The 13,901-nt window shown below is 63.8% G+C and carries 12 protein-coding genes; 5 read left to right on the top strand and 7 right to left on the bottom strand.

All coding sequences use genetic code 11. The features are described from left to right. Positions 1–42 precede the first annotated feature (42 nt). Positions 43–867, top strand: a complete 825-nt coding sequence (ehuA, locus tag J5M67_RS08505; protein ID WP_279381558.1) for an ectoine/hydroxyectoine ABC transporter ATP-binding protein EhuA — start codon at positions 43–45, stop codon at positions 865–867. Here the strand turns inward: ehuA and J5M67_RS08510 are convergent. From J5M67_RS08510 to J5M67_RS08520, 3 genes are all read right to left on the bottom strand, one after another. Further along, positions 864–1,130 carry a PilZ domain-containing protein gene (locus J5M67_RS08510; RefSeq protein WP_207884866.1) on the bottom strand — a complete coding sequence of 89 codons (267 nt, stop codon included), beginning with the start codon at positions 1,128–1,130 and terminating at the stop codon, positions 864–866. The genes ehuA and J5M67_RS08510 overlap by 4 nt on opposite strands. A gap of 170 nt (positions 1,131–1,300) precedes the next feature. Next, the gene (locus tag J5M67_RS08515; RefSeq protein ID WP_207884867.1) at positions 1,301–2,188 is read right to left on the bottom strand and encodes a lysophospholipid acyltransferase; all 888 of its coding nucleotides are present in this window, start codon (positions 2,186–2,188) and stop codon (positions 1,301–1,303) included. 202 nt (positions 2,189–2,390) lie between these two features. After that, a complete protein-coding gene (locus tag J5M67_RS08520) occupies positions 2,391–2,939 on the bottom strand; it encodes a DNA-3-methyladenine glycosylase I (RefSeq protein ID WP_207884868.1) in 549 nt (182 codons plus the stop codon). Between the two features lie 189 nt (positions 2,940–3,128). On the opposite strand from J5M67_RS08520, the gene glyQ reads away from it, so the two are divergent. From glyQ to J5M67_RS08540, 4 genes are all read left to right on the top strand, one after another. Further along, positions 3,129–4,076, top strand: coding sequence for a glycine--tRNA ligase subunit alpha (glyQ, locus tag J5M67_RS08525; protein ID WP_207884869.1), 948 nt, complete (start codon positions 3,129–3,131; stop codon positions 4,074–4,076). Further along, positions 4,076–6,130: a glycine--tRNA ligase subunit beta gene (glyS, locus tag J5M67_RS08530; RefSeq protein ID WP_207884870.1), complete on the top strand. Its 2,055-nt coding sequence runs from the start codon at positions 4,076–4,078 to the stop codon at positions 6,128–6,130. Before glyQ ends, glyS begins: the two co-directional genes overlap by 1 nt. A gap of 95 nt (positions 6,131–6,225) precedes the next feature. Continuing rightward, positions 6,226–6,756: a D-glycero-beta-D-manno-heptose 1,7-bisphosphate 7-phosphatase gene (gmhB, locus tag J5M67_RS08535; RefSeq protein WP_207884871.1), complete on the top strand. Its 531-nt coding sequence runs from the start codon at positions 6,226–6,228 to the stop codon at positions 6,754–6,756. 6 nt (positions 6,757–6,762) lie between these two features. Further along, on the top strand, positions 6,763–7,533 hold the full coding sequence (locus J5M67_RS08540; protein ID WP_207884998.1) for a lysophospholipid acyltransferase family protein: 771 nt from the start codon (positions 6,763–6,765) through the stop codon (positions 7,531–7,533). Between the two features lie 58 nt (positions 7,534–7,591). Here the strand turns inward: J5M67_RS08540 and gyrB are convergent, their stop codons facing one another. Genes gyrB through dnaA form a run of 4 tightly spaced genes read right to left on the bottom strand, consistent with a single transcriptional unit; the run spans position 7,592 to position 13,796 of the window. Continuing rightward, positions 7,592–10,009, bottom strand: a complete 2,418-nt coding sequence (gene gyrB, locus J5M67_RS08545) for a DNA topoisomerase (ATP-hydrolyzing) subunit B (protein ID WP_207884872.1) — start codon at positions 10,007–10,009, stop codon at positions 7,592–7,594. Next, a complete protein-coding gene (gene recF, locus J5M67_RS08550; RefSeq protein ID WP_207884873.1) occupies positions 10,006–11,115 on the bottom strand; it encodes a DNA replication/repair protein RecF in 1,110 nt (369 codons plus the stop codon). The genes gyrB and recF overlap by 4 nt, the downstream gene beginning before the upstream one ends. A 9-nt stretch (positions 11,116–11,124) precedes the next feature. Then, positions 11,125–12,231: a DNA polymerase III subunit beta gene (dnaN, locus tag J5M67_RS08555; protein WP_207884874.1), complete on the bottom strand. Its 1,107-nt coding sequence runs from the start codon at positions 12,229–12,231 to the stop codon at positions 11,125–11,127. 29 nt (positions 12,232–12,260) lie between these two features. Then, a complete protein-coding gene (gene dnaA / locus J5M67_RS08560) occupies positions 12,261–13,796 on the bottom strand; it encodes a chromosomal replication initiator protein DnaA (RefSeq protein ID WP_207884875.1) in 1,536 nt (511 codons plus the stop codon). Between the last annotated feature and the right edge of the window lie 105 nt (positions 13,797–13,901).

Raw genomic sequence — 13,901 nt, forward strand, 5'->3', positions numbered from 1 at the left:
GGTACTCCGATGTCCGTTCACTCCCTGCAAGCTGCCGGGGCCATGTCGCCCCGCAAGACCGGCCAGGAGGCGCCGACCGCGCGCGCCGAGACGGCCCAGCCGATGGTGAGCTTCCGCAACGTGTGCAAGAGCTATGGCAGCTTCAGCGTGCTCAAGGACCTCAACCTGGAAGTCGGCGCCAACGAAAAGGTCGCCATCATCGGCCCCAGCGGCTCCGGCAAGTCGACCCTGCTGCGCGCGCTGATGACCCTGGAGACCATCGACAGCGGCGTGATCTCGGTGGACGGCGAACCGCTGACCCACCTGATGCGCAACGACAGCCTGGTGCGCGCGCCGGAAAGCCATGTGCGCCGGGTGCGCAGCAAGATCGGCATGGTCTTCCAGTGCTTCAACCTGTTCCCGCACATGACTGCGCTGCGCAATGTGATGGAGGCGCCGGTGCAAGTGCTGGGCATGCGCCGCGACGAAGCCCGCGAGCGTGCGGTGGAGTTGCTGGAAATGGTCGGCCTGGGCGAAAAGCTCGACCACTATCCCTCGCAGCTCTCCGGCGGCCAGCAGCAACGGGTGGCCATCGCCCGCGCACTGGCGATGCGGCCGAAGGTGATGCTGTTCGACGAGGTGACCTCGGCGCTGGACCCGGAGCTGTGCGGCGAGGTGCTCAACGTGGTGCGCCGGCTGGGCACCGAGCACAACCTGACCATGCTGATGGTCACTCACCAGATGGGCTTCGCCCGGGAGTTCGCCGACCGGGTGTGCTTCTTCCACCAGGGCAACATCCTGGAGCAGGGCAGCCCGCAGCAACTGTTTGGTCATCCGCAGCATGAGCGGACGCGGGCGTTCCTCAGTGCGGTGAACGAGGCGAGCTAGTCCTCTTCGACGAAACGCAGGCCGGCGCCTTCGGCGTCGGTGCGTATCACCTCCATCAGCAGGACCGGCGCTTCCATCGGCAGATCCTGCACCTGGCCGCTGACCTGGGTGCCCTCCGGCAACCCGGCCAGCGCCTCGTGACGCACGTAGACGCCGCCGTCGGACAGATCACGGGTATGGCCGAACACCTCGCCGAAGCTGGGATGGCTGATCTTGATCCGGCACTTCATCGGGGTGCGTGGGTGTTGCCGTTGGTTGGCCATGGGTGGCATCCGTCCTGAATGTCAGCGCACTAATGGGCCTGAAACCAGGGGGTCAGGTCAAGCCGATAAATGCAGGGAGCAGGGCGTGTGGTGCGTGGGCTAGAGAGCCGGAGCCGGAAGCCCCCGGCTCAAGGGGTGCCAGGGGCGTGGCAATTGTCGCTGCGCGTGGCTCAGTACCACCGGGCCTCGCCTTCCGGGCGCTTCTTGAAGCGCTTCATGGTCCACATGTACTGGCTCGGGTAGGCGCGTACGTACTTGGCCAGCTCGCGGCTGAGGGCGGCGACCGAGACCTCCATGTCCTTGTCGTACATATCCGCCGGCGCCGCTTCGAGAATGACCTTGTAGCCGCTGCCATCGGGCAGGCGCACCGCGTGGAAGAACACGCCGCGAGCCTTGCCGCGCGCGAGCAGGGAAGGCACGAACTTGCTGGTCAGCGCGGTGGTGCCCAGGTACGGCACGAACAGGCCCGAGCCCAGGTCCGGCTCCGGGTCGCAGGGAATGCCGACGCAGCCGCCGTTCTTCACTTCCTTGATCACGCTCTTGATGCCTTCGGGCGTCGACGGCGCGACGCGGTTGCCCAGTTGCACGCGCTGCTTCTTCAGCAGCTCGTCCACCGCCTTGAGCTTGGGCGGCCGGTAGAAAATGATCGGCTTGGCGTAGGAGCAGTAGAAGTGGTTGAGCACTTCCCAGTTGCCCAGGTGACTGGTGATGCCGACCAGGCCGTCGCCGGAGGCCAGGGCCTCTTCCAGCACGTCCATGCCTTCCACTTCGCGGATGTACTGCAGCGACTTCTGCGGCGACCACATCCAGGCGCAGGCGCTTTCGGTGAGCGTGCGGCCGATGTCCATCAGGCTCTGGCCGAGCAGCTTCTCCAGCTCCGCCTGCGAAAGCTCGGGGAAGCAGTGCGCCAGGTTGGTCCGCGCCACCTCGCGGGAGCGGTTCGGAATCTTCCACATCAGCCAGCCGATACCCGCGCCCAAGGCCCCCACCGCGCGCCACGGCAGCATGGCGAACAACCGCAGGAAGCCCACCACCAGTGCGCCCTTGAATTTCTCCACGGGAAACTCCTTCATTCAGAGGCGCACATTCTAACCAGTGGCGCAGAGTGAAGGCGAAAGACGCATCTCAATCGCCTGAATCAGCGCACCCTGCTGATCCCCTGTAGGAGCGAGCTTGCTCGCGAACAGAGTTTTCCGGCGGCATCGGCGTTGGGCTGTTCGCGAGCAAGCTCGCTCCTACAAGTTACTTCCCCGTCCGTGATCAGGAGAGTTCGGCATAACGATCGCAGTCGGTGGTGTGGTCCATCACCATGCCGGTGGCCTGCATGAAGGCGTAGCAGATAGTTGGGCCGACGAAGGTAAAGCCGGCCTTGCGCAGGGCCTTGCTCATGGCTTCGGCCTCGGGCGTCACCGCCGGGACCTGGCCGCGTTCGCTGAAGTGATTGACCTTGGGCCGGCCGCCGACGAAGGACCAGAGGAAGCCCACCGGGTCCTCCAGCTCCAGCCAGGCCCGGGCGTTCTGCCGTGCCGCCTTGAGCTTGGCAAGGTTGCGGATGATGCCCGGGTCCTGCATGCGTTGTTCGATTTCCTCGTCGCTCATCCGCGCCAGGCGCTCGGGGTCGAAGCCGAACAGCACCTCGCGGTAGCGTTCGCGCTTCTTCAGCACGGTGATCCAGGACAGACCGGCCTGGGCGCCTTCGAGGATCAGCATCTCGAACAGCGCCCGTGCATCACGCTGGGGCACACCCCACTCGGCATCGTGGTAGGCGATGTACAGCGGGTCGTCGTTACACCAGAAGCAGCGGGGCATGGCGGTCGTCCTGACAGGAAAAGTCCGACTATAGCCAATCCACTGTATGAAAACACAGTCATCCGGCGGATTTTCCTGTGGATTCGCGAACTTCCGCCGGGCGCCTGGAAATCGCTGTGAGGCCCAAGCCGCAAGCGTCTTGGGGTATACTGCCGGGTTTTAGTCGCATATCCAGCACAGGTGAAATTCGTGAGCCAGACTACGCCCGCCGTGCCCACCTTCCAGGACCTGATCCTCGCCCTGCAAAAATACTGGGCCGATCAGGGCTGTGTGGTGCTGCAGCCCTACGACATGGAAGTAGGCGCCGGCACCTTCCACACCGCCACCTTCCTCCGCGCCGTGGGCCCGGAAACCTGGAACGCGGCGTACGTGCAGCCCAGCCGCCGTCCCACCGACGGCCGCTACGGCGAGAACCCCAACCGCCTGCAGCACTACTACCAGTTCCAGGTGGTCCTCAAGCCCAACCCGGAAAACTTCCAGGAGCTGTACCTGGGCTCGCTGAAGGCCATCGGCATCGACCCGCTGGTCCACGACATCCGCTTCGTCGAGGACAACTGGGAATCGCCGACCCTCGGCGCCTGGGGCCTGGGCTGGGAAATCTGGCTGAACGGCATGGAAGTCACCCAGTTCACCTACTTCCAGCAGGTCGGCGGCATCGAGTGCTACCCGGTCACCGGTGAGATCACCTACGGCCTGGAACGCCTGGCCATGTACATCCAGGGTGTCGATTCGGTGTACGACCTGGTGTGGGCCGACGGCCCGTTCGGCAAGGTCACCTACGGCGACGTGTTCCACCAGAACGAAGTGGAGCAATCGACCTACAACTTCGAGCACGCCAACGTCGAGAAGCTGTTCGAACTGTTCGACTTCTACGAAAGCGAAGCCAACCGCCTGATCGAGCTGCAGCTGCCGCTGCCGACCTACGAGATGGTCCTCAAGGCCTCGCACACCTTCAACCTGCTGGACGCCCGCCGTGCCATCTCGGTGACCGAGCGTCAGCGCTACATCCTGCGTGTGCGCACCCTGGCCCGTAACGTGGCGCAGAGCTACCTGCAGGCCCGCGCCCGCCTCGGCTTCCCGATGGCCACCCCCGAGCTGCGTGACGAAGTACTGGCCAAGCTGAAGGAGGCCGAATAATGAGCGCGAAGGATTTCCTCGTCGAACTGGGCACCGAAGAGCTGCCACCCAAGGCCCTGAAAAGCCTCGGTGAAGCCTTCCTGGCCGGCATCGAGAAGGGCCTCAAGGCCGCCGGCCTGACCTACGCCGCCGCGCGCTGCTATGCCGCGCCGCGCCGCCTGGCCGTGCAGATCGACCAGCTCGCCGTGCAGCAGCCCGACCGCACCGTGAACCTCGACGGCCCGCCACTGCAGGCAGCCTTCGACGCCAGCGGCAACCCGACCCAGGCCGCCCTCGGCTTCGCCAAGAAGTGCGGCGTGGACCTGGAACAGATCGACAAGAGCGGACCGAAGCTGAAGTTCAGCCAGAGCATCGCCGGCCAGCCGGCCGTGGACCTGCTGCCGGGCATCGTCGAAACCTCGCTGAACGAGCTGCCGATTCCCAAGCGCATGCGCTGGGCCGCCCGCCGCGAAGAATTCGTGCGTCCGACCCAGTGGCTGGTGATGCTGTTCGGCGATGACGTCGTCGACTGCGAGATCCTGACCAAAAAGGCCGGCCGCGAATCCCGTGGCCACCGTTTCCACAATCCGGACAACGTGCGCATCTCCAGCCCGGCCAACTACCTGGAAGACCTGCGCAGCGCCCACGTGCTGGCCGACTTCGCCGAGCGCCGCGAGATCATTTCCAAACGCGTCGCGGAGCTGGCCGCCGAGCAGAAGGGCACCGCCGTAGTGCCGGCCGACCTGCTGGACGAAGTGACCGCGCTGGTCGAGTGGCCGGTACCGCTGGTGTGCTCCTTTGAGGAGCGCTTCCTCGCCGTGCCGCAGGAAGCCCTGATCACCACCATGCAGGACAACCAGAAGTACTTCTGCCTGCTGGACGCCAACGGCAAGCTGCTGCCGCGCTTCATCACCGTGGCCAACGTCGAGAGCAAGGCACCGGAGCACATCATCTCCGGCAACGAGAAGGTCGTGCGTCCGCGCCTGACCGACGCCGAGTTCTTCTTCAAGCAGGACCAGAAGCAGCCGCTGGAAGCCTTCAACGCCCGCCTGAAGAACGTGGTGTTCCAGGCCCAGCTGGGCACCGTGTACGAGAAGGCCGAGCGCGTTTCCAAGCTGGCCGCCTACATCGCCGAGCGCATTGGCGGTGACGCGACCAACGCGGCCCGCGCCGGCATCCTCTCCAAGTGCGACCTGGCCACCGAGATGGTCGGCGAGTTCCCGGAGATGCAGGGCATCGCCGGTTACTACTACGCCACCGCCGGTGGCGAGGCGAAGGACGTTGCCCTGGCGCTGAACGAGCAGTACATGCCGCGCGGTGCTGGCGCCGAGCTGCCGACCACCCTGACCGGTGCCGCCGTGGCCGTGGCCGACAAGCTCGACACCCTGGTCGGCATCTTCGGTATCGGCATGCTGCCCACCGGCAGCAAGGACCCCTACGCCCTGCGTCGCGCCGCCCTGGGCGTGCTGCGCATCCTCATCGAGAAGCAGCTGGACCTGGACCTGGCCGACGCCATCGGCGTGGCCGTGGCCCAGTACGGCGACAAGGTGAAGGCTGCCGGTCTGTCCGAGCAGGTGCAGGACTTCGTCTTCGACCGTCTGCGTGCCCGTTACGAGGACGAAGGCGTGGACGTGGCCGTGTACCAGGCCGTGCGTGCCCTGAAGCCTACCGCGCCGCTGGACTTCGACCAGCGCGTGCAGGCCGTGCAGGCCTTCCGTCAGTTGGCGGAAGCCGAGGCTCTGGCCGCCGCCAACAAGCGTGTGTCGAACATCCTGGCCAAGGCCGAAGGCGAGGTACCTGCCGCCGTCAATGCCGGCCTGTTCGCCGAGACCGCCGAGAAGGCCCTTGGCAGCGCCGTGGCGGCTGCCGAAGGCGAAGTGGCTCCGTTGGCCGCGGCTCGCGACTATCGCGCAGCCCTGGCCCGTCTGGCGGCCCTGCACGCGCCGGTCGATGCCTTCTTCGAGGAAGTGCTGGTCAACGCGGACGATAACGCCGTGAAGGCCAACCGCTACGCGTTGCTGGCCAAGCTGCGCGGGCTGTTCCTCGGCGTCGCCGACATCTCGCTGCTGGGCTGATGCCCGCCTGAAAGCCGGGAGTTCGCAACGGTTCGCCGTAACGGACTCCCGGCTTTTTCATTTCCGACTTATCGAAGCCCGTGACTTATCGAAGCATGAAGCTACTGATCCTCGACCGCGACGGTGTCATCAACCAGGACTCCGACGACTACATCAAGTCCCTCGACGAGTGGATTCCGATCCCCAGCGCCATCGCCGCCATCGCCCAACTGAGCAAGGCTGGCTGGACCGTCGCGGTGGCCACCAACCAGTCGGGCATCGCCCGCGGCTACTATGACCTGGCGACGCTGGAAAGCATGCACCAGCGCCTGCGCGAGCTGGTGGCGGAGCAGGGCGGTGAACTCGGGGTGATCGTCTACTGTCCGCACGGCCCCGACGACGGCTGCGACTGCCGCAAGCCGAAACCCGGTATGCTGCAGCAGATCGCCCGCCACTACGGCGTCGAGCTCCACGGCATCTGGTTCGTGGGAGACAGCCGGGGTGACCTGGACGCCGCGCTGGCCGTCGATTGTCAGCCCGTGTTGGTAAAGACCGGCAAGGGCGAACGCACCCTGGGCAAAGCCTTGCCCGAGGGCACCCTGGTATTCGACGATCTGGCAGCCGTTGCTGCCCATCTACTTTCCTGAGGATTCATCACAGTGCAGGCCATCAGAACCGTTCTCTTCTACCTGCTGCTGTCCTTCAGCGCCTTCGTCTGGGGCACCCTCAGCCTGCTCATCGCGCCCTTCCTGCCGTTCCGCGCGCGCTATCGCTTCATCGCCCAGGCCTGGTGCAAGTTCGCCGTCTGGCTGGCCACCTGGATGGTCGGCGTGCGTTATGAGCTCAAGGGCGTGGAGAACATCCCCGAACAGCCCTGCGTGATCCTGGCCAAGCACCAGAGCACCTGGGAAACCTTCTTCCTCACCGGCTACTTCGAGCCGCTCAGCCAGGTGCTCAAGCGCGAGCTGCTGTTCGTGCCCTTCTTTGGCTGGGCCATGGCGCTGCTCAAGCCTATCGCCATCAACCGCGACCAACCCAAGGTGGCCCTCAAGCAGATGGCCAAGCAGGGCGACGAACGCCTGAAGCAGGGCGCCTGGGTGCTGATCTTCCCGGAAGGCACCCGCGTGCCCACCGGCCAGATCGGCAAGTTCTCCCGCGGTGGCGCGGCCCTGGCGGTCAACGCCAACCTGCCGGTGTTGCCGATCGCGCACAACGCCGGGCACTGCTGGCCGAAGAACGGCTGGGCGAAATACCCCGGCACCATTCAGGTCGTGATCGGCCCGGCGATGTATGCCGAGGGGGAGGGCGCACGCGCCATCACCGAGCTCAACCAGCGCGCCGAGAACTGGGTCGTGCAGACCCTGCGTGACATGGGTGAGCTGCCGCCCGAGGCCGCCCCTCAGGCGGTTGCCGAAGCCTCCTGAAGCTTTCAGCCGGACAAAAGAAAAGGGCCCCGAAGGGCCCTTTCTTTTTGCCTGCGGATCAGACGTCCAGGTTGGACACCGCCAGGGCGTTGCTTTCGATGAAGTCGCGGCGCGGCTCCACGGCATCGCCCATCAGGGTGTTGAACAGCTGGTCGGCAGCGATGGCGTCCTCGATGGTCACCTTCAGCATGCGACGCACGTTCGGGTCCATGGTGGTTTCCCACAGCTGCTCCGGGTTCATCTCGCCCAGACCTTTGTATCGCTGGATGCTGTGGCGCTTGGTGCCTTCGGCCATCAGCCAGTCCAGGGCTTCCTTGAAGCTCGCCACGGTCTTCTTGCGCTCGCCCTTCTGAACGTAGGCGCCTTCTTCCATCAGGCTGTTCAGCTTGGCGCCCAGCTCGGTTACCGCGCGGTAATCGTTGCTGGCGAAGAAGTCGCGGTTGAAGGTGACGTAGCTCGACAGGCCGTGGGCGACCATCTCGACTTCCGGCAGCCACAGGTGACGCTCGCGGTCTTCGCGCAGGCTGACCTTGTAGACCAGGCCGGACTTCTCGGCGGACTTCAGACGGGCCTGGTACTGCTCCAGCCAGCTTTGCATGGCGGCCTGGTCGCCCAGCTTCTCCACCTCGATGCGCGGCAGATAGACGAAGTGCTCGGTCAGGTCCTGCGGGTACAGACGGGACAGGCGGGCGAGAGTACGCATCACGCCGCGGTACTCGTTGACCAGCTTCTCCAGCGCTTCGCCGGACAGGCCCGGGGCGCTTTCGTTGACGTGCACGCTGGCTTCCTCGAGGGCCGACTGGGTCATGTATTCCTCCATGGCCACGTCGTCCTTGATGTACTGCTCCTGCTTGCCTTTCTTCACCTTGTACAGCGGCGGCTGGGCGATGTAGATGTAGCCGCGCTCGACCAGCTCGGGCAACTGACGGAAGAAGAAGGTCAGCAGCAGGGTACGGATGTGCGAACCGTCGACGTCAGCATCGGTCATGATGATGATGTTGTGGTAACGCAGCTTGTCGATGTTGTACTCCTCGCGACCGATACCGCAGCCCAGCGCGGTGATCAGGGTGCCGACCTCCTGGGAGGACAGCATCTTGTCGAAGCGAGCCTTCTCGACGTTGAGGATCTTGCCCTTGAGCGGCAGGATCGCCTGGGTCTTGCGGTTACGGCCCTGCTTGGCAGAACCGCCCGCGGAGTCACCTTCCACGATGTACAGTTCGGAGAGGGCGGGGTCCTTCTCCTGGCAGTCGGCGAGCTTGCCCGGCAGGCCGGCGATGTCGAGCGCGCCCTTGCGGCGGGTCATCTCACGGGCCTTGCGCGCGGCCTCGCGGGCACGGGCGGCATCGATCATCTTGCCGACCACGGCCTTGGCTTCGTTCGGGTTCTCCAGCAGGAAGTCGGCGAAGTACTTGCCCATTTCCTGTTCCACGGCGGTCTTCACCTCCGAGGAAACCAGCTTGTCCTTGGTCTGCGAACTGAACTTCGGATCCGGTACCTTCACCGAAATGATCGCGGTCAGACCTTCACGGGCGTCGTCGCCGGTGGTGGCGATCTTGAACTTCTTCGCCAGGCCTTCCTGCTCGATGTAGTTGTTCAGGTGACGGGTGAGGGCAGAGCGGAAGCCCGCCAGGTGGGTACCTCCGTCACGCTGGGGAATGTTGTTGGTGAAGCAGAGGATGTTCTCGTTGAAGCTGTCGTTCCACTGCAGGGCAACTTCAACGCCGACGCCGTCTTCTTCACGCTGGCAGTTGAAGTGGAAGACCTGGTTCACCGCTGTCTTGTTGGTGTTCAGGTACTCGACGAAGGCACGCAGGCCACCCTCGTATTTGAACAGTTCTTCCTTGCCGGCACGCTCGTCACGCAGGACGATGCCGACGCCGGAGTTCAGGAAGGACAGCTCGCGGATCCGCTTGGCCAGGATGTCCCAGCTGAAGTGGATGTTGTGGAAGGTCTCAGGGGAGGGCTTGAAGTGCACCTCGGTACCCGAACCTTCGGTATCTCCGACCGGGCGCAGCGGGAACTGCGGAACGCCGTGGTGGTAGATCTGCTCCCAGACCTTGCCTTCACGGCGAATGGTCAGGCGCAGCTCGTGGGAGAGGGCGTTCACTACCGACACACCCACGCCGTGCAGGCCACCGGAGACCTTGTAGCTGTTGTCGTCGAACTTACCGCCGGCGTGCAGCACGGTCATGATGACCTCGGCTGCGGAGACCCCTTCTTCCTTGTGGATATCCACCGGAATGCCGCGACCGTTGTCGCGGACGGTAATGGATTCATCGGTGTGAATGGTGATGCTGATCTCGCTGCAGTAGCCGGCCAGCGCTTCGTCGATCGAGTTGTCCACCACCTCGAATACCATGTGGTGCAGGCCAGTACCGTCGTCGGTATCACCGATGTACATGCCCGGACGCTTGCGTACGGCGTCCAGCCCCTTCAGTACCTTGATACTGGAAGAGTCGTAGGTGTTCTCGCTCATTCTTCACTCCCGATGGTAGTGTCCTGAGAGACGCGCCCATGTTCCACGTGGAACATCGACACCGGCGTTTCCGTTCGCCAGCCGTCTTTCAATAAGTGCGGATCGACGCAGGTGATGAATACCTGGCAACCCAGATCTTCGAGAAGCCGGCACAAAGACAACCGATGCTTCTCATCCAATTCGGAGGGGAGGTCATCCACCAGGTACACGCACTGACCGCGCTTGGCCTGATTGATGAGATGCCCCTGGGCGATCCGCAATGCGCAGACCACCAGTTTCTGTTGGCCACGGGAAAGAATCTCCGCGGCATTGTGCCCCCCCAGGCGAATTCTCAAATCCGCCCGTTGCGGTCCTGCCTGGGTATGCCCCATCTGCTGATCACGCAGCAGACTGGAAGACAGTACTTCACTCAGGTCACGCTCCTTGTCCCATCCCCGGTAATAGCTGAGCGTCAGGTCATCGAGCTGGATAAGCTCGGCAAGAGTGCGCTCGAACTGGGGCTTGAGAGCCTGGATATAGGACCGTCGGTACCCATCGATTTCGTCGCTCGCCGAGCATAATTCGCGGTCCCAGGCAGCCTGCGAAGCATCGTCCAGTTTACCATGTCGAAGCCACGAGTTCCGCTGCCGCAAGGCCTTCTGCAGTCTTTGCCAGGCGACCATGAAGCGTTGTTCCACGTGGAACACTCCCCAGTCGAGGAACTGCCGACGAACCTTGGGCGAACCTTCCAGCAGGCGGAAGCTGTCCGGGTTGATCAACTGCAGCGGCAGCGTTTCAGCCAGCTGCGCAGCACTGCGCGCATTCTGTCCGTCTATACGAATCTGGAACTCGCCCTGACGATCCCGCGAAACACCCAGGCTGCTGTCGAAGCCGTTGCCCAGGCGAACCTGCCCGAAAACGGTACAAGCGGGTTCGTCATACTGGATAACGGGTTGCAGGCGAAGGCTGCGGAAGGAGCGGGCGAGACCGAGCAGGTGAATGGCTTCCAGCACGCTAGTTTTGCCGCTGCCGTTTTCGCCGTAGAGGATGTTGATGCGGGAGGAGGGGGAGAAGGTCACCGGGTGCAAGTTGCGCACCGCGGTGACCGAAAGGCGGGTCAGGGACATCGATACGCGTCAGAGGCGCATCGGCATGACGACATAGGCGGAGTCGTCGTTGTCCGCTTCCTGCACCAGCGCACTGCTGTTGGAGTCGGAGAGGATCATGCGCACCTGCTCGGTACCCATTACACCCAGGACGTCCAGCAGATAGCTGACGTTGAAGCCGATCTCCAGGTTGCCGCCGTTGTAGTCGACCTGCACTTCTTCTTCCGCCTCTTCCTGCTCCGGGTTGTTCGCTTGGATTTTCAGAAGGCCGTTGGAAAGCTGCAGACGAATGCCGCGGTACTTCTCGTTGGAGAGGATCGCGGTACGGCTGAAGGCCTCACGCAGCACCTGGCGATCACCGAGTACCAGCTTGTCGCCGCCCTTGGGCAGCACGCGCTCGTAATCCGGGAACTTGCCGTCGACCAGCTTGGAGGTGAAGGTGAACTCGCCGGTGGTCGCACGAATGTGGTGCTGGCCGAGGACGATGGACACTTCGCCGTCCTGCTCGGTGAGCAGGCGAGCCAGTTCGAGGATGCCCTTGCGCGGCACGATCACCTGGTGGCGATCCTGAGCTTCCGGCACACCGTTGCTCAGCGAGCACATGGCCAGGCGGTGACCGTCGGTCGCGACGGCGCGCAGGGTGCCGCCGCCCACTTCGAGCAGCATGCCGTTGAGGTAATAACGCACGTCCTGCTGCGCCATGGCGAAGCTGGTGCGGTCGATCAGACGACGCAGCTTGCTCTGCACCAGGCTGAAGGTCAGCGAACCCGGACCTTCTTCCACGGTGGGGAAGTCGTTGGCCGGCAGGGTGGAGAGGGTGAAGCGGCTGCGGCCGGCCTTCACCAGGAGTTTCTGCTCGTCGACGCGGATGTCGATCACGGCGTCGCTGGGCAGGCTCTTGCAGATGTCCATCAGCTTGCGCGCCGGTACGGTGATTTCGCCCGGTTCGGCGGCATCTTCCAGGGTCACGCGGCCAACCAGTTCGACTTCAAGGTCGGTACCGGTCAGCGACAGCTGCTGACCTTCGACAACCAGCAGGACGTTGGAAAGAACCGGCAGCGTCTGGCGGCGCTCGACAACGCCAGCGACCAGTTGCAGGGGTTTCAACAGAGCTTCGCGTTGAATAGTGAAATGCATGGTCTAGTCCCTTGCCTCGTGAGGCTGCGTCAGGTGGTCAGAGTACGCAGCAGGTTCTTGTAGTCCTCGCGGATATCCGCGTCGGATTCCTTGAGTTGAGCAATCTTGCGGCAGGCGTGCAACACAGTCGTGTGGTCCCGACCACCGAAGGCCACGCCGATTTCCGGCAGACTGTGGTTGGTCAGTTCCTTCGAGAGTGCCATGGCAACCTGACGCGGACGTGCCACCGAGCGCGAACGGCGCTTGGACAGCAGGTCGGCGATCTTGATCTTGTAGTACTCGGCGACGGTGCGCTGGATGTTGTCGATGCTGACCAGCTTGTCCTGCAGGGCCAGCAGGTCCTTCAGCGACTCGCGGATCAGCTCGATGGTGATCGGGCGGCCCATGAAGTGGGAGTGGGCGATCACGCGCTTGAGCGCACCTTCCAGCTCGCGCACGTTGGAGCGGATGCGTTGCGCGATGAAGAACGCCGCATCATGCGGCAGCTCGACCTTGGCCTGCTCGGCCTTCTTCATCAGGATCGCCACGCGGGTTTCCAGTTCCGGCGGCTCCACGGCCACCGTCAGGCCCCAGCCGAAGCGCGACTTCAGGCGTTCTTCCAGGCCTTCGATTTCCTTCGGATAGCGGTCGCTGGTCAGGATGACCTGCTGGCCGCCTTCAAGAAGGGCGTTGAAGGTGTGGAAGAACTCTTCCTGGGAACGCTCCTTGCGGGCGAAGAACTGGATGTCGTCGATCAGCAACGCGTCCACCGAACGGTAGAAGCGCTTGAATTCGTTGATGGCGTTCAGCTGCAGCGCCTTCACCATGTCCGCGACGAAACGCTCCGAATGCAGGTACACGACCTTGGCATTGGGATTCTTCTTCAGCAGATGGTTACCCACAGCGTGCATCAGGTGGGTCTTGCCCAGGCCGACGCCACCATAAAGGAAGAGCGGGTTGTAGCCGTGCTTGAGGTTGTCCGCCACCTGCCAGGCCGCCGCGCGGGCCAGCTGGTTGGACTTGCCTTCGACGAAGTTCTCGAAGGTAAAGGTGCGGTTGAGATAGCTGGTGTGCTTGAGCGCGCCTTCCACCTGCACGTTGCGTTCGGTACGCACAGTCGCGGGCATTGCCGCGGCCAGCGGATCGATACCCGGACTGGACTCATCGAGGTCAGGCAGCGGCTGGGCAACCGGCTGAGCCGGCGTCGGTTGCGGCTCCGGGATCGCCGGTGCAACGGCCACGGGAGCAATCGGAGCCGGTGCCACGGCGGCAATGGGAGGGGGCGCCGACGGCACGCTGACATGGGGCTGCGGAACCAACGCCGCACGCGGCGTACGACTGCGACGGCTGCCGATCAGCAGTGACAAGGCCGGGATCTGGCCGTTGCCACGCTCACTGAGCAGCTCGAGCATGCGCCCCATGTACTTCTCGTTGACCCAATCGAGCACGAAGCGGTTGGGTGCGTAAACGCGCAGCTCCTCACCCTCGGACTCGACCTGTAGAGGTCGGATCCAGGTGTTGAATTGCTGGGACGGCAGCTCATCGCGCAGAAGCTCCACGCACTGCTGCCAAAGTTCCACGGACACGGATATCCCCCAAAGAAGGCGCAAAGCGAAAATAGGTCGATATTGTAGCCGTGCCGGGAGAACTTATCCACATGAGAAACGAGGGCGGACGCAAGTAAAATCAAG

The sequence above is a fragment of the Pseudomonas sp. 30_B genome (assembly GCF_017491605.1).
Classification (GTDB): domain Bacteria; phylum Pseudomonadota; class Gammaproteobacteria; order Pseudomonadales; family Pseudomonadaceae; genus Pseudomonas.

Bases quoted from the DNA above. Each gene is read 5' to 3' on its own strand.
- recF (WP_207884873.1), bottom strand. From the start codon at position 11,115: ATGTCCCTGACCCGCCTTTCGGTCACCGCGGTGCGCAACTTGCACCCG.
- ehuA (WP_279381558.1), top strand. From the start codon at position 43: ATGTCGCCCCGCAAGACCGGCCAGGAGGCGCCGACCGCGCGCGCCGAG.
- dnaN (WP_207884874.1), bottom strand. From the start codon at position 12,231: ATGCATTTCACTATTCAACGCGAAGCTCTGTTGAAACCCCTGCAACTG.
- glyS (WP_207884870.1), top strand. From the start codon at position 4,076: ATGAGCGCGAAGGATTTCCTCGTCGAACTGGGCACCGAAGAGCTGCCA.
- gmhB (WP_207884871.1), top strand. From the start codon at position 6,226: ATGAAGCTACTGATCCTCGACCGCGACGGTGTCATCAACCAGGACTCC.
- gyrB (WP_207884872.1), bottom strand. From the start codon at position 10,009: ATGAGCGAGAACACCTACGACTCTTCCAGTATCAAGGTACTGAAGGGG.
- J5M67_RS08520 (WP_207884868.1), bottom strand. From the start codon at position 2,939: ATGCCCCGCTGCTTCTGGTGTAACGACGACCCGCTGTACATCGCCTAC.
- J5M67_RS08510 (WP_207884866.1), bottom strand. From the start codon at position 1,130: ATGGCCAACCAACGGCAACACCCACGCACCCCGATGAAGTGCCGGATC.